The organism is Halomonas sp. LS-001 (assembly GCF_052983955.1).
Genome location: NZ_CM129816.1, coordinates 1,753,888 through 1,774,505, shown reverse-complemented (window position 1 = coordinate 1,774,505; position 20,618 = coordinate 1,753,888). Strand labels below are relative to the sequence as shown.

18 protein-coding genes are annotated in these 20,618 nt (G+C 51.9%); 7 read left to right on the top strand and 11 right to left on the bottom strand.

Annotated elements, in window-relative coordinates:
* Window positions 1-45: 45 nt before the first annotated feature.
* Window positions 46-876, bottom strand: coding sequence for a 3-keto-5-aminohexanoate cleavage protein (locus ACU6TU_RS07940; protein ID WP_447144013.1), 831 nt, complete (start codon window positions 874-876; stop codon window positions 46-48).
* Window positions 877-1,190: 314 nt separating this feature from the next.
* The gene (locus tag ACU6TU_RS07935; protein ID WP_447144012.1) at window positions 1,191-2,879 is read right to left on the bottom strand and encodes a sensor domain-containing diguanylate cyclase; all 1,689 of its coding nucleotides are present in this window, start codon (window positions 2,877-2,879) and stop codon (window positions 1,191-1,193) included.
* A gap of 299 nt (window positions 2,880-3,178) precedes the next feature.
* On the opposite strand from ACU6TU_RS07935, the gene ACU6TU_RS07930 reads away from it, so the two are divergent.
* Window positions 3,179-4,666 carry a bifunctional 2-methylcitrate dehydratase/aconitate hydratase gene (locus ACU6TU_RS07930; protein ID WP_447144011.1) on the top strand — a complete coding sequence of 496 codons (1,488 nt, stop codon included), beginning with the start codon at window positions 3,179-3,181 and terminating at the stop codon, window positions 4,664-4,666.
* 93 nt (window positions 4,667-4,759) lie between these two features.
* On the opposite strand, the gene ACU6TU_RS07925 is transcribed toward ACU6TU_RS07930, so the two are convergent.
* Window positions 4,760-6,466 (bottom strand): potassium/proton antiporter, encoded by a 1,707-nt coding sequence (locus ACU6TU_RS07925; RefSeq protein ID WP_447144010.1) that lies wholly within the window; start codon window positions 6,464-6,466, stop codon window positions 4,760-4,762.
* Between the two features lie 253 nt (window positions 6,467-6,719).
* Here ACU6TU_RS07925 and ACU6TU_RS07920 point away from each other — a divergent pair, with 253 nt between their 5' ends.
* Window positions 6,720-7,883 (top strand): ABC transporter substrate-binding protein, encoded by a 1,164-nt coding sequence (locus ACU6TU_RS07920; protein ID WP_447144009.1) that lies wholly within the window; start codon window positions 6,720-6,722, stop codon window positions 7,881-7,883.
* A gap of 24 nt (window positions 7,884-7,907) precedes the next feature.
* Window positions 7,908-9,344 (top strand): exonuclease domain-containing protein, encoded by a 1,437-nt coding sequence (locus ACU6TU_RS07915; protein ID WP_447144008.1) that lies wholly within the window; start codon window positions 7,908-7,910, stop codon window positions 9,342-9,344.
* On the opposite strand, the gene ACU6TU_RS07910 is transcribed toward ACU6TU_RS07915, so the two are convergent.
* The 3 genes from ACU6TU_RS07910 to ACU6TU_RS07900 form a co-directional block, all read right to left on the bottom strand.
* Window positions 9,341-10,174 (bottom strand): alpha/beta fold hydrolase, encoded by an 834-nt coding sequence (locus ACU6TU_RS07910; protein ID WP_447144007.1) that lies wholly within the window; start codon window positions 10,172-10,174, stop codon window positions 9,341-9,343. The two genes, ACU6TU_RS07915 and ACU6TU_RS07910, sit on opposite strands and share 4 nt — an antisense overlap.
* Before the next feature lie 20 nt (window positions 10,175-10,194).
* Window positions 10,195-10,863 carry a 7-cyano-7-deazaguanine/7-aminomethyl-7-deazaguanine transporter gene (locus ACU6TU_RS07905; protein ID WP_447144006.1) on the bottom strand — a complete coding sequence of 223 codons (669 nt, stop codon included), beginning with the start codon at window positions 10,861-10,863 and terminating at the stop codon, window positions 10,195-10,197.
* Between the two features lie 200 nt (window positions 10,864-11,063).
* Complete coding sequence (locus ACU6TU_RS07900) at window positions 11,064-12,974, bottom strand: propionyl-CoA synthetase (protein WP_447144005.1); 1,911 nt, start codon at window positions 12,972-12,974, stop codon at window positions 11,064-11,066.
* A 542-nt stretch (window positions 12,975-13,516) separates the two neighbouring features.
* Between ACU6TU_RS07900 and ACU6TU_RS07895 the strand changes: the two genes are divergently transcribed.
* Window positions 13,517-13,837 (top strand): ArsR/SmtB family transcription factor, encoded by a 321-nt coding sequence (locus tag ACU6TU_RS07895; protein ID WP_447144004.1) that lies wholly within the window; start codon window positions 13,517-13,519, stop codon window positions 13,835-13,837.
* A gap of 106 nt (window positions 13,838-13,943) precedes the next feature.
* On the opposite strand, the gene sohB is transcribed toward ACU6TU_RS07895, so the two are convergent.
* Complete coding sequence (sohB, locus tag ACU6TU_RS07890) at window positions 13,944-14,990, bottom strand: protease SohB (RefSeq protein ID WP_447144003.1); 1,047 nt, start codon at window positions 14,988-14,990, stop codon at window positions 13,944-13,946.
* A 146-nt stretch (window positions 14,991-15,136) separates the two neighbouring features.
* Between sohB and ACU6TU_RS07885 the strand changes: the two genes are divergently transcribed.
* Window positions 15,137-15,448, top strand: coding sequence for an SCP2 sterol-binding domain-containing protein (locus ACU6TU_RS07885; RefSeq protein WP_447144002.1), 312 nt, complete (start codon window positions 15,137-15,139; stop codon window positions 15,446-15,448).
* Window positions 15,449-15,484: 36 nt separating this feature from the next.
* On the opposite strand, the gene nudC is transcribed toward ACU6TU_RS07885, so the two are convergent.
* From nudC to ACU6TU_RS07865, 4 genes are all read right to left on the bottom strand, one after another.
* Window positions 15,485-16,279, bottom strand: coding sequence for an NAD(+) diphosphatase (gene nudC, locus ACU6TU_RS07880; protein ID WP_447144001.1), 795 nt, complete (start codon window positions 16,277-16,279; stop codon window positions 15,485-15,487).
* 7 nt (window positions 16,280-16,286) lie between these two features.
* Window positions 16,287-17,006 carry a DNA polymerase III subunit epsilon gene (gene dnaQ / locus ACU6TU_RS07875; RefSeq protein WP_447144000.1) on the bottom strand — a complete coding sequence of 240 codons (720 nt, stop codon included), beginning with the start codon at window positions 17,004-17,006 and terminating at the stop codon, window positions 16,287-16,289.
* Between the two features lie 90 nt (window positions 17,007-17,096).
* Entirely contained in the window at window positions 17,097-17,543 is a 447-nt protein-coding gene (gene rnhA, locus ACU6TU_RS07870) for a ribonuclease HI (protein WP_447144207.1), read from the bottom strand.
* Window positions 17,544-17,563: 20 nt separating this feature from the next.
* Window positions 17,564-18,454, bottom strand: coding sequence for a class I SAM-dependent methyltransferase (locus ACU6TU_RS07865; RefSeq protein ID WP_447143999.1), 891 nt, complete (start codon window positions 18,452-18,454; stop codon window positions 17,564-17,566).
* Between the two features lie 63 nt (window positions 18,455-18,517).
* On the opposite strand from ACU6TU_RS07865, the gene gloB reads away from it, so the two are divergent.
* Together gloB and ACU6TU_RS07855 are read left to right on the top strand one after the other, a co-directional pair.
* Complete coding sequence (gene gloB / locus ACU6TU_RS07860; protein ID WP_447143998.1) at window positions 18,518-19,285, top strand: hydroxyacylglutathione hydrolase; 768 nt, start codon at window positions 18,518-18,520, stop codon at window positions 19,283-19,285.
* A gap of 75 nt (window positions 19,286-19,360) precedes the next feature.
* The gene (locus ACU6TU_RS07855) at window positions 19,361-20,572 is read left to right on the top strand and encodes a transglycosylase SLT domain-containing protein (protein WP_447143997.1); all 1,212 of its coding nucleotides are present in this window, start codon (window positions 19,361-19,363) and stop codon (window positions 20,570-20,572) included.
* Window positions 20,573-20,618 lie beyond the last annotated feature (46 nt).

The following is a 20,618-nucleotide window of genomic DNA, read 5'->3' as shown; positions in this document are numbered from 1 at the left end:
GGTGGAGAGCTGATTGGCCAGTCGTCCTTCTGCATTTAATAACGCTCATGAAGCCTTAAGCTTAAGGATTTCACGTGCCTGCTGCCAGGTCGCCACAGGTCGCTCATATTTGTCACAAAGCGATACCGTGCGCTCAACCAGCGCCGCGTTAGAAGGTGCCAGCGTATGACGATCCAGTCGTACGTTATCCTCAAGCCCAGTTCGGGTATGGCCGCCTGCCTCAATTGACCACTCGTTGAGAAGGTGCTGGTTGCCACCGATGCCAGCACCGCACCACTCGGCATCCGGCGCCAGCCGCTTGAGCGTTTTGATATAGAAGTCAAACGTTGGCTTGTCCGCTGGCATGGCGTTTTGTACCCCCATGACAAACTGGACATAGAGAGGCGCTTTGATCTTGCCCTGCTTGGACAATGCCACCGCCTGATGGATATGAGACAGGTCAAACGTTTCGATTTCAGGTTTGATGGCGTACTTGAGCATCTCTTCGGCCAGCCACTCCACAAGCTGGGGCGGATTTTCATAAACACGATTAGGGAAGTTATTGGAGCCCACCGAAAGGCTTGCCATATCCGGCATCAGCGGCAACATCCCGCCCCTTGCTTCGCCTGCGCCAGAACGACCACCGGTTGAGAGCTGGATAATCATCCCCGGACAGTGTTTCTTGATGCCTTCCATCAAACGGCCAAACTTCTCGGGGTCTGAGGAAGGCGTCTGATCATCATTACGCACATGGCAATGGGCTATAGTGGCACCCGCTTCAAATGCTGCCTGGGTACTTTCAATTTGCTCATCAATGCTGATCGGCACAGCAGGATTATTTTCTTTTCTGGGCAAGCTGCCGGTAATCGCCACGCAGATAATACAAGGAGTTGTCATTGTTTTTTTACTCGTAGATTGTTGTCAAATGCTGGTGTCACCGACACCAGGACTAATTTGTCAGGTAAGAATCAACACTTGTTCGTTTAGCGAACATATATTCTTAATACGAACAAAGTAGCTGGCAATCCTGTTCAAGTCAACAATTTCACCTTCCGCATCTCCGACATGCTCGGATTTTTTTGTCAGGGGTATGCCCGCCGACACCACCAGTCTGAGCTCTACTCACTAACCATCGAAGAAGGTGTCTTTTTTCAGCAATCCATGCCCTGACACCCTGTTCGAAGTCATTGAGCTCAGGAGTGGCCGCTACATCAGCCGACCAGTGCGCGATTTCTTCCACTCTCTTTGACGCGGTAGAGTGCTTTGTCTGCACGTTCGAACAGGGTGCTGATCTCGGTATCTTCAGGCGTCACCTGGCTCAAACCAATACTTATCGTGATCGATAGCCCGCCGGAGAACTCTATGCTCTCTACCGCCTCGCGGATCTTTTCCGCGACACTCTCGGCATCCGGTTCAGCAGAGGTATCCGGCAGAAGGACAGCAAACTCCTCCCCCCCGTAGCGGGCGACAAAGTCAGTCACTCGTATCTGGTGGCAGAGCAGGTCTGCCAGTTGGCGTAATATCTGATCTCCTAACGCGTGGCCGTGCTCGTCGTTGACCCCTTTAAAGTGGTCAATATCCAGTATCATCAGGGTAAATGGCCGCTGTGTTCGTCGAAATGTCCGAAACAGCTCAAGCACCTTTTCATCAAAGCGGCGCCGATTAGCAAGACCAGTGAGTGCATCCTGAGTGGCAAGAGCCTCAAGCTGGCGGTTAGCCTGGGACAGCTCCTGTGTGCGCGCGGCAACCTGAGACTCCAGGGACTGGTTCAGTTCCATCAGCTCCCGCTCCTGCTTTAGCAGGGAGTCCGTCATGTGTCGAACGGAGATCACTAGCTGCTGCAGTTCCAGGCTATATACGTTATCAGGATATTTCGGCTTGCCGCTGCGGCGCGCGACGGTGCGGGCAGCTGAAGCCAATTGCTCAATAGGCCGACTAACCTGGGCAGCCAGACGGTGAGCAATCAACGCGAATATCAGCACCGCCAACAAGCCCAGCAGCCAGAGATGATTGCGAAGCGCCTCAACCGGCGCCAGAGCGGCCTGCAACGGCTGGCGCACAACAATATGCCAATCCAGGCTGGGTTTAACGCCGGTATCGACATTCAGCACCGCCGTCAGATATTCCTGACCATCCGACCAGCGCAACTGCTCGTAATGTCCCCGAGTTGAACTGGCGTGCGGCAGGTCTGCCTCGCCGATAAGCGTCAGGGGGTAGATAACGTTACCATCGCTGTCAGCGATCAACAGTTCAATGCCGGATTCTGCCAGATCAGCCGTCATCACCGACTCCACCGTATCGGTCACCCAGCGCCAGTGTGCATGGGCACCCAGAACACCGCGAAGCTCATCATCCAGCCCCTTGATAGGTGCGGCAAAATCGATAAAGCGCAGGGGTTGGTCCGAGGTGTCATTCTCAAGCTTCTTGGCCAGCAATACTGCCTCATGCACATCACCGACAAAGCGGCCCTTCAATGCTTCCTGAAACCAGGGCCGCTGGTCTACCTGAACCCCTACCAGCAGGCCGTTGGTGGCCTGGATAACTTTTCCATCCACATCGGTAACCCCGATCCAGGCGTATTCGTTGTTGGCCTGCTGGCGCATATCAAGCACTTGCCTGACAGCGTCACTGCCAAGATCAGAGTTCACGAAAAGGGGCGAGCGCGACAGCAGGTCAATCTCTTTGCCCCGTTCGCGAAGGTTTGTTTCCAGCAGATCCGTGGCAGATTTGGCGCGCAGATAGAGCTCTTCACCACTTTGGGTAGCAAGTGCCCGAGTCGCAATGCCTCCCACATAAAAACCGGCGCTGAGCAGAATAATCAGCGAAAGACTGCCGAACCAGAACGTGAGTTCCCAGCGAAGGCTACGAATGAAAGGAAGAAGTTTTCGGGTCAATTGCATAGAGTTATCTTGTTTGATCGGTTTCAAGTATTCGCGCCGGTGGAATTATAGACTGGCATTTATTCCGACTTATAGTTATGGATCGTGCAGCCCAGTCAGTGGATCCATGGAGCCAACGTAAAAGCCTGTTCAAACTATTTTAGACCAAGCTGAAAAAGTAACCGACAACAAACCACATACTTTATTTACATAGATAACGTATTGGCTCCCCTTCTCCGTTTAATAGGCCTTTTCCACCTCAATCGTTGTGCTACGCTAAAAGTGAGTTCTCACTGAACACACCAGCAGGAGCGAAGCGAATGAGCGCGACTGTCGAGACCAATATTCGTCCCGATTACGATGATGAACTTCAAAAAATCGCAGACTATGTGCTCGGTTTCAAAATCGAGAATGACGAGGCTTGGGATACCGCCAGAAACTGTCTGATAGACACCTTGGGCTGTGGCCTTCTAGCACTGCGTTTTCCGGAATGTACCAAGCATCTGGGGCCGTTGGTGGAAGGCACTGTCGTGCCTAATGGCGCACGCGTGCCGGGTACGCCCTATCGCCTTGACCCAGTCAAAGCGGCCTGGGATATCGGCGCAATCATTCGCTGGCTGGATTATAATGATACCTGGCTGGCAGCAGAATGGGGGCACCCTTCCGACAATCTGGGGGGAATTTTAGCGGTGGCCGACCACCTTTCACAGAAACGCCTGGCGGAAGGCGATAAACCACTGACCATGCGGGACGTGCTGGAAGCCATGATCATGGCCCATGAGATCCAGGGCGTACTGGCATTGGACAACAGCTTTAACCGTGTGGGCCTTGATCATGTCGTACTGGTGAAAGTTTCCACCACTGCTGTCGTTGCCAAGATGATGGGTGCCAGCCGTGAGCAATTGTTGTCGGCCCTTTCGCATGCCTGGGTCGATGGCCAGAGCCTGCGAACGTACCGTCATGCGCCCAACGCGGGGTCTCGCAAAAGCTGGGCAGCTGGCGATGCCACCTCTCGTGGGGTACGTCTGGCAGATATCGCCATGCGTGGCGAAATGGGCATTCCAGGCGCGCTAACAGCGCCTCAGTGGGGCTTCTATGATGTATTGTTCAGTCATACCAACAAGGACCTGGCGCTGAAACCTGAGGAGAATCGGAAATTCAGCTTTCAACGCGAGTTTGGTAGCTACGTGATGGAGCATGTGCTGTTCAAGATTTCTTTCCCGGCCGAGTTTCATTCCCAAACGGCGTGTGAAGCTGCCGTGACCTTGCATCCGCAGGTTAAGGATCGTCTGGACGATATTCACCGGATTGTGCTGACCACACATGATTCAGCTATTCGTATCATTTCCAAGTCCGGTACGTTAGCGAACCCGGCTGACCGGGACCATTGCCTACAATATATGACAGCGGTGCCGCTGGCGTTCGGTACCCTGGTCGCAGAGCACTACGAGGATGATTTCCACGCCGACCACCCAGTGATCGATCAATTGCGTGAAAAAATGGAAGTCGTTGAAGACGAAGAGTATTCGAGGGATTATCACGATCCTGAGAAGCGTTCTATCGCCAATGCGATTCAGGTTTTCTTCAATGATGGCTCTTCCACCGAAAAGATTGCCGTTGAATATCCGATTGGGCATCGGCGTCGGCGTTCTGAAGGGATTCCTGTGCTGGAAGACAAGTTTAAACGCAACCTGGCTACACGTTTTCCGCCAGGGCGAACCCACGAGATTTTTCAACTATGCAAGGATCAGCAGCGTCTGGAAGACACGCCCGTCAACAAGTTTATGGATCTCTTTACAAGTCCATGAACCTCTTTGTGATTTGACGGTTTTCGTCGTCGCCTTTACTGACAGTGTAAAATACTTTGCCTGCCCCCTTCTTGGGCAGGCGTTTTTTTGCCATTAATAAAGCCGCAGACCAATGCGGGTAATCTTGCCCTTTTCCATATCACTGACTACCCAATGAATACCGTGCCAATCGACATCGTCCCCCACCACCGGGTGACCACCGACGCGCAGGGAAATAAATTCCGACAGGGTCATGTGCTGCTCGCCGGGGCTTAGCGTTAACCCATAAGCTTCGGCAATGTCCTGCATCTGGGCACTGCCATCCAGCGTGAAGGTACCAAAGAAAGCACGTTCCTGCTTTAGCCTGGCGTCACCATTGAAAAGCCGATTAAGGGCTGGCAGGTCTCCCGTGCGCCCAATAACGCAGATCACGTCATCCAGCTTCAACCGGGTACTGCCTTTTGGATGAAGCATGACATGCTGACGAAAAAGAGCGGAAATCAAGGCACCGGAGGGAAACCGCAATAAGCGAATCGGTACATCTTCGAGATCCTGATTTTCCACTTTATAAACAAACATCTCGAAATCATTTTCTGGAAGTATTCCTAAAGGGCCACGGTAATTAGGCGTTGTCCCGACGGGAATTTCTACGCGCATCCAGCGCGCCATCCAGGTAAGTGACCCCCCTTGAATCAATAGCGACAAAAGCACTACGGCAAAAGCAATATTGAAATACAGTGAAGCGTTTTCAACACCTCCTATCACCGGAAAAATCGCCAATACAATAGGGACAGCGCCCCGTAAACCGACCCAGGAAATAAACAGGGTTTCCCGCCAACGAAACTTGAAAAAAGGCTTTATCGTGATCAGTACCGCCAGCGGCCGCGCCAGGAAAATTAACGATAACGCCACGATCGAGGCTGGCAAGGCCACGTCCCAAAGTTCGCTGGGTGTTACCAGTAATCCCAGCACCAGGAAAAGCCCGATCTGGCTAAGCCAAGCCAGACCATCATGAACTGGTAAGATAAAGTTCAGATGCCGCCCCGGTTGATTGCCGATCATCAGGCCCGCAAGATAAATGGCCAGAAACCCACTTCCACCCAGCACACTGGTTAAACCGAACACACTGAATCCAAGTGCCAGCGCCAGCATGGCATAAAGGCCCGGTGCTAAATCCAGCCACCTCAACAGCTTGGCGCTTACCCATCCTCCCCCCAGTCCTACGACCAGGCCGATGCCAAACTGGGAGACCAGAAACATAAATGTTTCCGTCCAGCCGCCCAGATCGCCGACCAGAAGTTCCACCAGCATCAAGGTCAGAAAAATTGCCATGGGGTCGTTGGTGCCAGACTCTATTTCCAGGGTAGCACCGACCCGCTCATTGAGATTGACGCCACGACCACTAAGCATCGAGAACACGGCAGCAGCGTCGGTAGAACCAACGATGGCGCCGACTAGCAATCCCTGAACCAGCGTAAGATCGAAGATCCACATGGCAATGAGGCCAACAAATCCGCTGGTAAGAAAAACGCCCAGCGTTGCCAGGGTAAGCGCCGGCCTGAAACCCACGCGAAATGTTTTGAGGCGGGTTCTTAATCCACCATCCAGCAGAATCATGGCGAGTGCCAGGTGGCCGATCACAAAGGCCATCGAGTAATTATCGAACTCGATGCCCAAAATACCTTCTTCGCCAGCCAACATGCCCAGGCCGAGAAAAATCAGCAACAGCGGTACGCCAAACAGCGATGAAAGCCGACTGGCGAGAATACTCAACGTCATTAGAGAACCGCCGAGCAGGAAAAACGTATAGATTGCGTCCATTGATCACCCTTCCTGTCTTAGCAATGACATTATTGCACGCCAAAGCGCTATTGACTGCGGCTAATGTTGTTTCGCGTTGACAGCCCCGCTAGCCATACCTTCATACGACGGATAAACTCAGCATATTCGTTTGCGGAGTTAGACTATGTTGCGATGCTTTTTTTGCACCGTAATGGCTTTTCGCCCACAAAAATCTATTATCACACCAATACGTGGTGTGGCCAGCCATGAAAATAGCGGAACGGCAAAACTGATGCTGACTGAAATTGCTGCGAATAAAGTCGTCAGCCAGTCGTCTGCATTGCCAGGCAGTGGCTTGTTGGCTAGCGGGTTACTCATTGGCCTGGTGGCTTTAAGCTCTACCGCCTCCCTTGCCGACGATGTGAATAGCACACCACAGGAAAGCTCCCTTTTACAATTGGAATCAGAGGTTTATCTCCCTGACGAGCTGTGGCCAGCAGAACCTTACATAGAAGCACCTACCACTGCGGTGACACCACCCGAACCGTTAGCGCCTCCTCCTTTGGAACATGTTAACGTAATGTTGGATTGGTTTCTTAGCCCACAGCATGCCGCCCTTCTGATTGCTTATCAAAAAGGTTTCTTTCAACAGCAGGGACTTGAGGTCAGTTGGCAGATTCCTGGCGACCCATCCTTACCCACCAAGCTGCTGGCGGCCGGTGAAGTTGACCTGGCATTGGGGCGTCAGCCTCTTCTGCATCTTTCTGTTCATGGAGGTGCCTCTTTAACGCGTATTGCAACACTGGTGAATACTCCTTTAAATGCCATCATCACGCTGGAAAATGGCGAAAAACACAGCCTGGAAAAACTGGGTACACGGCCACTTGGGTATACGACCCTGGAAGGCCAGCAATTGATACTTCCTCTACTGATTTCTGAAACCGTCAGTCAATCGGAACACTATGCAAAACCTCAGGCCATCCATTTTGAGACGGCGCAGTCCCTGACGGAGGGTGGGCTTGAGGGTGTCGCTGATGCATTTTTTCATACCCTGCCTTCGCGGCTTTCCACGCAGGGTCAGCCAACTACCGTGACACGCTATGAAGCCTTGTCTATACCGCGCCACGACGGTTTGATCGTAATGGCTAACCGAAACACGCTGGGGCGCCGCATGGAAACCTGGACGCGTTTTGTGATTGCCCTGGAGGACGCCGCTAACTGGATTATCGAAAACCCTGAAAACGCGAAGGAAACCGTGACTAGCGCTTATCCAAGACTTGAAAACAGCGTGACGACTGACAGTTGGGAAGATCTGTTAAGACGTTTCTCACTAACGCCTGCAGCGCTTGACCTACGCCGCTATCAGGATATGGAAACCTTCTTACACCAGCATGACATTACCAGCGAGATATTACCTATTGAGCAGTTGGCAGTAGATCCCAATCGACGACTTTAATAAGCCCACCCGATGGCGAACTTGATGTGTTCACGATTTTTTTACTTAACAAAAAAGCACTTCCAAAAAGAGGCGCTTATTGTGCTGGTGTTTATCGATGTTGAAACAACGGGGACACGAGCCACCCGTGATCGAATTACCGAAATTTCCGCGCTCAAAGTGGTGGATGGAAAGGTTATTGATCAATGGTCAAGCCTGATCCACCCTGAATGCCACGTCCCACCGACCATCACGCAGTTAACCGGTATCGATGATACCTTGCTGGATAGCGCCCCACGTTTTGCAGACATCGCGCAGACACTGTTTGACTGGCTTAAGGATGGCGAACTGGTGGCTCACAATGCCCGCTTTGATTACAGCTTTTTGCGCAACGAGTTCAAGCGGATAGGCCTTGATTACCGTGCCAAAGTGCTATGTACACTGCGACTTTCCCGCACGCTGTCGCCAGAATGCTCTGAGCACAACCTGCCAGCGTTACTTCGCCGTTATGACATTTCTCATCAGGCACTACACCGTGCCGACAATGATGTGCAAGCGTTATGGGCGCTCTGGCAAATCTGGCAGTCAGATTGCCATGATCAACAATGGGAGCTGCTGCTCAACGCCCAGCGACGCCAGCGTAGCCTACCGGTTCACCTGAATAGCAAACTCATTGAAAAGATCCCCAAACGCCCCGGCGTTTATCTATTCTATGGGCATAACCAATTACCGCTCTACGTGGGAAAGAGCGTTGATTTGCGCACTCGTGTCATGAGCCATTTTCAGAGTGATCATCAGGATGACCGGGAGATGCGGCTGGCTCAGCAGATTCAACATATCGAGTGGGAAGAAACCGCCGGCGACCTGGGGGCCCAATTACGTGAAGCTGAGCTTATCAAGACATTGATGCCCATCATGAACCGTCGATTACGCAAACAGCGGCGGCTCTACGCCTGGCATTGGCCTCAAGACGCATCACACCCTGAACTGATCAATGGCGAATCAATGGCGTTTGCTCACCATGATACGCTGTTTGGTTTATTCAGAAGCACCCGTGATGCCAGGAACGTATTGCGCACGCTCGCCGATGAACATCAACTGTGCCCACAGGTATTAAAGCTGGAGCGAGGTCGGGGGCGCTGCTTTGCCCATCAACTGGGAAAATGCCGTGGCGCTTGCTGCCAACAGGAAACGCTCGCCGAACATACTCAGAGAGCAAAGACAGCGCTTGCACAACAACAGCTTAACCATTGGCCCTGGCAGAACCGAATTGCGCTTTATGAGCAGCATGCCAAAAGCCGCCAGCCTGCCTATCATCTGGTGTCACAATGGCGCTATCTTGGGTCGGTCAACACCCTTCAGGAAGCGACTGATTTCAGCGCAAAAACGGTTCCCTTTGATAGGGATGTCTACCAGATACTCAATCGTTTTTTACGTGACCCCGCGCATCACGGGGTCAGCGTCGTTGAGTTGGATAACTAGCAGCTGGCTGACTGCGCTGTGATAAAGGTTTCCACGGCCTGCTGAAACGCCTTGGGTTGATCCGCATGCAGCCAGTGGCCTGCCTCTTTGAGCGTAACGATACGCGCCTTCGGCAGCCACTCTTTAACGGCAGGTATCCTCTCATCGCTGACATAGTCCGACTCAGCCCCTCGAAGCACAAGGCTGGGCCCCTCATAAGCGGAATCACCGGCAGGCGCTGCGACAATATCAGGGTAGCCCCGCATAATCTGCGCTAATCCGACACGCAAACTCATATGCGGAGTTTCTTTATCAGCGCTGCGTTCGAGATTTGTCGCCAGGAATAAGCGTATGGGACGTGAATTCACGTGTTTTGCCAACAAGTCATCCGCTTCTCGCCGATTAACAGGCTGCCCTTTTTCCACTTCCTGCAATGCAGCAAAGACATCATCATGGCCATGCTGATAGACCACCGGTGCAATGTCCGCTACGACAAGAGAAGCCACTCGCTCCGGGGCCAGGCACGCCAGGCTGATAGCCACTTTGCCACCCATCGAATGCCCCAGTACATGCGCCCTGTCAATTGACAGACTATCCATCAGCGCCAGCACGTCACACGTCATTTCGCTATATGTCATGCCATCGGCGTGAGGTGAACGGCCATGATTACGCAAATCAACTGCAATCACCCGACGGTGCTGCTGCCAGGCTTTTACATTGGTACGCCAATTATCAGCACTGCCCAGCAAACCATGAATGACCACTAATGGCAGGGAGTCGCTCGCCTGCTCAGGCCCCATTTCCATGTAATGTAAGGCCACGGTAGAAACGCTTACCTCAGATGAACACATACAAACTCCTGCAAAAGTGATCAAGCAAACTTCGGCTCAGCATCATCACGCCCTGTCCATACCACCAGACGCCGTGTCAGCCATGCCAGCAATACGCCATATAAGGGCAGGAAAAACACCAGACTGATTATCAGTTTAATGACGTAATCAACCGAAGCGATTTCTACCCAGTTCGCGGCCATAAAAGGGTCCGAGCTACGATAAAAAGCGGCAGAGAAAAACGCAGCCGTATCGGCCAGGTTACCAAGAATAGTGGAACATACAGGGGCAACCCACCACACCATCTGACGTAATCGGTCAAACACCTGAACGTCCAGCAGCTGGCCAATCACATAGGCTAGAAAGCTCGCCAGGGCGATTCTGGCAACAAAGGTATTCCATTCACCCAGCGCTTCGATACCCGCAAATTCACCGCGTGGGAAAATCACTGACACCATATAGGAAACACATAGCGCTGGCAGCATGACGCGCGTCACAATGGCTCTGGCCGGCCCTTTCCCAAACAGCCTGACGGTCAAGTCAGTTGCCAGAAATATAAAAGGAAAGCTGAATGCCCCCCAGGTGGTATGCCAGCCAAACATTTCAAAGGGTAGCTGAACCAGGTAATTACTGGCAGCGATGATCAAAATATGAAAAGCCACCATGATCATCAGGCAACGCTGATACTGCGCGTTTGTCAAAGCAAACATCGGAGGGGTTCCTTTTTGGGTAGATAACAGAAAGACAGAGAGGGGTTAGGGAACCCTCTTTGCCCAGGATAGGGATAAGCGCAGAGCATTATACGCATCCACACCATCGATACCACCGGCAACGTAACGCAAAAACCGCCAGACATATCGGCGGTTTTCGCAATCAACCCTTTTTTAGGGATTAAGCGTGTTTTGGCGCGTTATACTTGAGTGGCTTTATCGGCCGACCCTACCTCCCGGCCTTTCATCGCCAGGTGAACGTCTTCCAGGCTGGTCGGGTCATCAATGGTTGAAGGCACACCAAACTCTTTACCGTCGGCAATATTGCGCAACAGTTTACGCAGTATCTTGCCTGAGCGGGTTTTAGGCAGGCGGTTCACGACCAGTACCTGTTTGAAGCAGGCAATCGGACCTATCTGATCCCTGACGCGAGCAATCAGCTCGTTTTCAAGCGTCGCTTCATCACCATCGAAACCATCCTTGGGGATAACCAGGCCTACCGGTAACTGGCCTTTCAGCTCATCATGAATACCAATGACGGCGCACTCGGCAACGGCGGGATGAGCCCCCACCACCTCCTCCATTTCACCGGTCGATAGGCGGTGCCCAGCGACATTGATAACATCATCGGTGCGTCCCATGATGAATAGATACCCATCTTCATCGTAATACCCACCGTCACCGGTCAGATAGTAACCTGGGAACGCCGCCATGTAAGCGCTATGGAAGCGTTTAGCGTCGCCCCAGACACCCACCAGGCAACCGGGAGGCATGGGTTGTTTTATCACCACGCTGCCTTGCTCCATGGCACCCGCCTGCTCACCGTCACGATCCAGGATCTGAACATCAAAACCGGGAACAGGAACGGTGGCAGAACCGGCTTTGGTCGGCATGGGCTCAAGGCCAGGCAGATTAGCGGCAATCGCCCAGCCAGTTTCCGTCTGCCACCAGTGATCAATAACCGGCACATCGAGCAGGTCATCCAGCCAATGGAAAGTCGGTGGGTCAAGACGCTCACCCGCCAGATAAAGATGTTTCAGACTGCTGATATCATATTGTTCAAGCAGTTTGGCATCCGGATCTTCTTTCTTGATCGCCCGGAAAGCCGTCGGAGCCGTAAAGAAACTCTTAATTTTGTACTCTTCAATCAAACGCCAGAAAGCACCCGCATCCGGCGTTTTCACCGGTTTGCCTTCATAAACGACGGTGGTGCACCCACGCAAGAGAGGCGCATAGACGATGTAAGAGTGGCCTACGACCCAACCCACATCAGAGGCAGAGAAGAAAACCTCACCCGGCTCAACGTCATAGATGACATCCATGGAATACGCCAGAGCAACGGCATAGCCGGCCGTATCACGCACAACGCCCTTGGGCTTTCCTGTCGTGCCTGAAGTATATAAGACGTAGAGAGGATCAGTGCCCTTGACCGGAACGCATTCCGCAAAGGGAGCGTCAGCCACCAGTGCCGACCAGTCATGATCACCAGCGGCAAGCTCTGCTTGATGCTCTTCACGCTGATAGACAATGCAGGCATCAGGCTTATGAGCACTTAATGTGATCGCCTGATCGATAATCGGTTTATAGGGCAGCACCTTGTTAACTTCTACCCCACACGATGCCGCAATGACCACTTTGGGCTGCGCATCTTCAATGCGCATGGCCAATTCATGGGGCGCGAAGCCACCAAACACGACCGAATGAATGGCACCCAGACGCGCGCAGGCATACATCGCCACCAGAGCCTCAGGAATCATTGGCATATAAATGACAACGCGGTCCCCTTTCTCAACGCCGAGCTGCTGCAAACCACCCGCAAAATGCGCGACGCGATCGCGTAATTCAGCATAGGTAATGGTCGCTTTGCGATTCGTGACGGGCGAGTCCCAGAAGATGGCAGGCTGCTCACCACGTCCATTGTCCACGTGATGATCAATCGCCGCATGACAGATGTTCATTTCACCATCGCCAAACCAGCGAGCATGTTGCTGATCATCATAACTGAGGATATTCGTTGGGGGCTTGAACCAGGGGATACGTTTGGCCTGTTCCGACCAGAATTGTTCAGGCTCCTGAAGGGCGTGCTGGAACTCTTTTTGATATCGACTCATAGCGGCTTTTCCACGGTCTGGGGTTTAATAACGTATGATTGTCGACACTGTATAAAGTAAATGGACAAATAACCGTCATACTATTGGCTAAAAAGCGACTAAAGGGGTAGATCTACCTGACTAATTGTCAACAAAATCAGATATCGTTATTTTGGCAACTGACCGTCTTTTATGCATGCACCGGAGCCGCTGAAGACATAGTGAGTTTGGTTTTCATGACTTTTCGGTCATCGTGCAAAAAAAATGAAATGTAACAAAAATTATTTATCCACCAAAAAATCAATATGTTATGTAAAAAAACAACTCATTTACATCTTTTAAATTGACACATTGCTAAACAAACACTTGGATAATCCGCGCTAAATTAATAAAATTTAATAATGCAGCGGTACAGCATGAGCGGGACGTCAACACAACCGGCTGATTGTAGTCATGACGTTTTCCCCGATAAGTGCTTTCCGGCCACCGACCGGCTTAGTGCCCCAATTGACAGGTAAGCGTGAATTGCCATGTACGCATCTTGTGTCGACCAGGAGTTTGAAATGCCCCCTTCCGTTAATGCTGCAACCGATTTATTGCAACATGAAGGTCACGCCATTGATTTGGCAGCGTCTTTACTAAAGGCAATGGCCAATGAAAAGCGGTTGCAAATCATTTGTTTGCTGGCTGACAAGGAATTGTCCGTCACACAAATCAATCATCATCTTGAACTCAGCCAGTCTGCGTTGTCGCAGCACCTGGCGATATTGCGCCGTGAAAATCTTGTCCAGACCCGTCGAGAGTCTCAGACGATTTATTATTCACTCAACAGTGACAGCGCAAAGGCGATCATTGTCACCCTTGCCAGCTACTTTGGCCGCTGAAAATGATCGGTCGCTGACGCTAAAAAAATCCCGCAGCTGGCTAAGCAGTCTGCGGGATCATTTTTTCGCACCAATACTGACGTTATGGCAGCATGCGGAAATAGGATTAACGCTTGTGCCAGCGAGATGCCTCGAGCGTCTCAACCGTTTTCAGTACCGCGCGCTCTACACCAGCTTCTACGGCCAGGCCCAGCTTACGTGTCATCGTTTGCGGTGCTTCAAGTTTGATCTGCAGTACACGTGATGTCTTCATCAGTTGCGTCAGGTAGGCTTCGCTGGTTTGAACACTATCCACCAGTTGCTTTTCCTGCGCCTCGTGGCCATACCAGATTTCACCGGTTGCCAGCGCGTCTATATCCATGCCAGAGCGTCGTTTGGCCACATAGTCCTTGAATAATCGATGGGTATTTTCCAAGTCATCAATAAATTTTTCGCGCCCTTCTTGTGTGTTTTCTCCAAGCATCGTCAGGGTGCGTTTGTATTTACCCGCAGTCAGCAATTCCACATCAATATCATGGCGTTTTAAAAGACGATGAATATTGGGTATCTGCGCGACAACGCCAATCGAGCCAATCACAGCAAACGGCGCGGCCTTGATATGTTCAGCAGTGCACGCCATCAAATACCCGCCACTGGCCGCCACTTTATCAATACACACGGTTGTTTTAAGGCCAGCATCACGCAGACGATCAAGCTGAGCGGCAGCCAGACCATAGGCATGCACCAGCCCACCTGCGGATTCCAGACGAATGACAACTTCATCTTGCGGCTCAGCGACTTCAATCAACGCGGATATTTCTTCGCTGAAATGCTCGGTGGCCGATGCCTTGATATCACCATGGAAATCGAGCACCCAGACGCGCTTGGGAGCGTCTTTAGTGCCTTCATCCGCAGAAATGCCTTTTTTCTGCGCCTTATCGTCCCGCCGGAATGCCTTGATCAGTTTTTTGCGTGCCGAAGGCGAAACAGCCGCTAATTCAAGGCGTTTCTGCCGCTGACGTCGCTGCTCATTAAGCTCGTTTATCTTCAGCGATAATGCTTGTTCATCTGGCTCTTTGGCACGCATTACCATGATGACCACGATACCTAGCAAGCCCACAACAATGAGGGCCTGCAACACAAAGGTAGCCTGTTCAATAATCCATTCAGTCACTGTATTCTCCTACCGGTGATTAGCGTTTATCACTTGATGTAAACGGCTGTTTAAAATAATCTCGTACTTTGATAATTAAACTGACGTGAGATCGCAGCCGTTCGCGTCAAAGCCTCGCTTTACTTGAATCAACAGGAAATCCGTCAATGTCATCTTCCACGCTTGAAAAACTGCATGCGCGTTTTAATCCAGAAGCTGCAAAGGGTATGAGCGATGTCTTCCAGTTCCATTTTTCCGATGCGGGCGATTATTACATGAATATTCATGAGGGAACGCTAGACGTTCAGGAAGGTGAGCATGATGACCCTTCTGTCAGCCTCAGTATGGAGTCAGACACTCTCAAAGGCATTATGAACGGTGAAATCAATGGCATGACCGCTTTCATGACAGGAAAGTTGAAAGCAACTGGCAACATCATGCTGGCCACAAAACTGACCAGCCTGTTCCCAAAAGGTTGATGCCGTCTCCTCTCCAGTTCCATCATACGGCTTTTCTCAGCGCCATTTAGCCAGATGGGCCTCAATCAAAGCCCGTGAGATGGAATAGGGGGGAGGCAACGAAGGCAGCTGGCGTGGCGAGAACCACGCCGCATCCGCAATCTCTACACCATCGATATGTATCCGTCGAGACGTCGCTTCCGCGAAAAAACCCAACATTAACGAATGCGGAAACGGCCATGCCTGACTCTGGTCATAGCGTAACTGACCAATATGCACCCCAACCTCTTCAAACACTTCGCGATGAACGGCTTCTTCTGCCGACTCACCCGGTTCAATAAACCCTGCCAGGGTCGAATAGCGCCCAGGAGGAAAACGCGGACTGCGCGCCAACAGCATGGCTTCACCACTGCTAACCAGCGTGATGATACACGGCGAAATACGCGGATAATTGCGATGCCCGCAGGCATGGCAGTGCATGGCAAACTCCGCCTCCAGCTTGGTGGCCGGTGAGCCGCAGCGTCCGCAGAAGCGATGATTTTCCAACCATGCGCCTACCTGCAAGGCCGTTGACAGCAAACTGAACCAGTCGGTTGGCAGCATTGCCATCCATTGGCGACCATCAATCCACTGTGCCTCGGGCTGATCCAGCAGCAAATGATCTACTAACAACAGCGCCACCGGCTCGTCATCCCAAAAGCACAAGGGCTGCATATGCTCATTCCACGGCTGCCAGGGATGAAGCGGTGAAGGCTCACCATCTTTGTGCTGTGGCGAAGGAAGTAATTTGCTTTTTGAAAGCACGATGACGCGCCCTTCACTTTTATCAACCGGAATTTCTCTTCTCAACATTATCCAGTCACCCCTGCTGCCAACGCAGTTGATGCGCCTGACATTTCGCTTCATGAGCTGCCAGCTCTTCCTGATCAGGTGCAATCACACGAAGTTGTCCGGGCGAGAGCGACAGACGCTGAACCGACATACCTTGCTGTGCGCCTTCCTGCTGACTGTTTTGCTGACTGCCCGAATCAAGCGTCAGGGTTGTCTGGCCACCGGTCATGGCCAGATAGACATCAGCCAGTATTTCAGCATCTAACAAGGCGCCGTGAAGCACACGGTGGCCATTATCCACTTCATAACGCTTGCACAGCGCATCCAGATTATTACGTTGCCCCGGGTGCTTTTGACGCGCCAGGCTCAGCGTATCCAGAATGCCGCAATGCTCTGCCACCGGCCCAAGGGGTTGTCCGCCTCTGGCCTTATTGAGCCTGGCGAGCTCATGGTCGATGAACCCAACATCAAAGGCCGCGTTATGAATTACCAGTTCCGCCCCCGCAATGAACTCCCAGAACGCATCCGCGATTGCCGCGAAAACCGGCTCATTGGCCACCTTTTCGTCGTCAATACCGTGTACAGCCACGACCTCAGCATCAATATGGCGTTCAGGGTTGATGTACTGGTGGTAGGTATTACCGGTCAGACGACGGTTGACCATCTCGACGGCACCAATTTCCACTAATCGATGCCCGTCTTTAGGGTCGATACCGGTCGTTTCCGTATCCAGGATGACCTGACGCATGACGTTCTCCGAATAACTATTTATTTAAGCTCGGTCTATAAGCTCGGTCTTTAAATAAGATCTTTAAATTCTGTCTGGATAAAAAGCGTATCAAGCCTTTTGCCGGGCATGCTCGTCAATAGCGATATTGGCCAACTCATCCGCTTTTTCATTACCAGGATGGCCGCTATGGCCTTTCACCCAATGCCATTCGACCTCATGGCGCTGGGTTTCTTCGTGCAGCATCTTCCACAGCTCAGCGTTTTTCACCGGTTGGCGTGACGCGGTTTTCCAGTTACGTTTGAGCCAATTGTGAATCCATTGGGTAATACCCTGGCGTACATATTGTGAATCGGTCCATAGCGCCACCTCGCAGGAAGTATTCAGCGTGCGCAGGGCCATGATGGCCGCCATTAACTCCATCCGGTTATTCGTGGTTTCTGCCTCATAACCATAAAGTGTTTTTTCATGTTCACCACTTTGCAGTACCACGCCCCACCCCCCTGGGCCCGGGTTGCCACGGCAGGCACCATCGGTATAAACGGTTACTTTGGGCATCGGCTGTTTGTTTTCTTCATTCAACGCTTGGGTTCCTTGGTTTTGTCGAGAGTCCTGGTTTTGTCGAGAGTCCTGATTTTGTCGAGAGTCCTGATTTTCTCGGAGTCCTGGTTTTCAGAATATTTATCTTGAAGAACCCTGGCAGAGGATGCTCGTGAAAGCACCTGAAAAGAACGTCCTGGCGGTGCTAATGGCATGCCGAATTTTACACGCGATGTGCTGACCGGCTGCTGGCGACGCCTGGCACGAATCATATAGGCTTCGCTAACCGGCACATTCTGTCGCCGCCCAAGCGTCTCTAATGATGCCTCGCAGGGGCGCATAAACGGCATTCGAAAACCGCAATAGTCTACGCGTTCTACGTCAAAATCGACAAACCCCAACCAGTCGCGCAGACAACGGGGCGAACGCCACACAGCGCGCTGTTGGTCATTTTCAGGATATTTGTGTCGCTTAGGGCGCATATAACGGGACAGATTGCCGAAGCTTATCGGATTAAAACCAAAAATCAGTAATATCCCGTGATCCGAAGTGATCCGTGCGGCCTCCTGAAGAAGATGATGGGGATCACTGGTGTGTTCCAGCCAGTGATGCACAAGAGTGACATCCATGCAGCCATCAGGCAGTGCCAGGTCATCCAACGGGCAGATCAATGTTTCCTGACATTGGGCGGCCTCGCGGTTTGGCGCCCATTGAATGACATGGGAAAACGTTGTTGAGAGCGTTGTCGATTGTAACATCGATGGCCCCATCACTATCTCAAGCGCACGCCCTTTATTACGCGAATCAATGATGGGCCCCAGGCAGGCCCTCTGGGCATCAAATAGAGCGCAACCTTGCGCCGAACCCCAGAAACGTTGACTTTTCTCGAGTTGTTGATTCAGCTTTTGCGCTGCGTCTGAATTTGACATAAAACGCGCTTGCCTCCAAAGTAACGTTCTTTTGACGCCTTTAACATTTAAAGGATTTCCTCGATGCTGAGCGTGACACCCATTCCTGCCTTAAGCGACAACTATATTTGGTTGCTTCGACAAGATTCTAGCCTCGGTGTTTGCGTCGTGGATCCTGGTGAAGCGAAACCTGTCATTGAGTTCCTGGAACGCGAGTCGTTAACGCTCGAAAGTGTTCTGATTACGCATCATCATCCTGATCACACGGATGGATTAAAGACTCTGATCAAGCGTTACTCCCCGCGGGTGATAGGCCCGGACAGCCCAAGCATTGAAGGCTTGACTGACATTGTCGGGGAAGGTGATGAAGTTCGCATCATGGGGCGTTTGTTTGAAGTTTTTGCGACACCTGGCCATACCCTTGATCATATTAGTTTTTTTGCACCAGGCATACCGCCTCTGCTTTTTTGCGGAGACACCCTCTTTTGTGCCGGCTGCGGAAGGCTATTTGAAGGCACACCAGAACAGATGCACAGCGCGCTCAACCGCTTTGCCAAACTGCCTGAAGAAACCATGGTATTTGCCGGACACGAATACACCCTGGCGAACCTGATGTTTGCCAGAGAAGCAGATCCTGACAACCCATTTGTTACCCAGGCGTTGCAGGAATGCCAGAAAGCGCGGGAACTGGAGCGCCCCACTTTACCCAGTACGATAGGACGCGAGCTGAAAATTAACCCCTATCTCCGCTTGAATACAGACAGTGTCCGTAAGGCTGTTAGTCAGCAGGGGAACAGTAACGATGAACTTGCCACATTTACCACGTTGCGCGAGTGGAAAAATCGTTTTTAATCAATAAGTTTTAAAATTTAAACGTGCAAAGTTCAGCACATTTTGAAACGACCACCGGTTCACCCTTGAATGCCTATGACCTACTATTCGATTAGAGATCGACTGCTACTTAGTGTTGGCAGCACCGTTATCACTGGATTGCTGTTAACAGCCGCTGCACAGAGCCAAGCCTCTACAGCGAACATCAAAAACGGCGATTTTTCTGCCTCAAACCGTGCGAGCATCCCCTCAACCTATTCGTCTTCTTCGCATTTCTGGGGTGCGCTTGACCTCAAAACCCGCGATGCCTGGACAGAATTACGCAAGCAGCTTGCCTGGCAGGCGATGCCACTTTCGGCGGACGCGCAGGCCAGAGTCAACGCATGGATCGAGCGTTATCAGAACAGCCCGGAAAATATTGTCGCGATTGCCCGTCGTGCGGCGCCCTGGCTTGCCTGGATCAATCAGAAAGTCGCTGAACGCGGCCTTCCGGGTGAAATTGCGCTATTGCCTTTCGTAGAAAGCTCTTTCGATCCAACGGCGAAAAGTCATCGTGGGGCTGCTGGGCTGTGGCAGTTCATGCCAGGCACAGGGGATGCTCTTGGGTTGGTACGTAACCGCCATTACGATGGTCGACTTGATGTAGTGGCCTCCACCCGGGCGGCTCTCGATTATATCGAGATGCAGGCAGACCAGTGGTATGACGGCGATCTGGTTCGCTCGCTTGCCGCGTACAACGCAGGCGCAGGCACAGTGAATCGAGCGGTCAGAAACGCACAGAGCCAGGGTAAACAGGGCAGATACTGGGACTTGCAACTTCCCGGCGAGACGATGGACTACGTGCCTAAACTCCTCGCGATCAACGCCATTATTGCCGATCCACAGGCCTATAACATAGACCTGCCAGAGATTGATTCAAAGCCTGCTTTTGCCATGGTAGAGCTTGACCGGTCTCTCAGCCTTGAAGACATTTCCGTGCGTTCAGGGATTGCCGCCGATGCCCTCGCCGAACTGAATCCAGGCTTGTTAAATGGCAGCTTAAATCCGGGTTACAGCGCCACATTACTGGTGCCTCACGATACACAACCGCAAATGATGGCTCAGCTAACACAACCCGATGATGTGAACAGTAACGCCATGTTTGCCAGCAATGCGGCACCATTAACGCATCGCGTTCAACGTGGCGACAACCTGAGCAACATCGCGCAACGTTACAACCTGAATCTTCGCGATATCATGCGCTGGAACGCAATTGATCGACCTGAAGCTTTACAACCGGGCCAACTCCTGACACTTTCCAGCTCTTGAGTTGTCGAGGTAACCTTGGTGTTGCCTCACTTCAAATCTGGAGGGC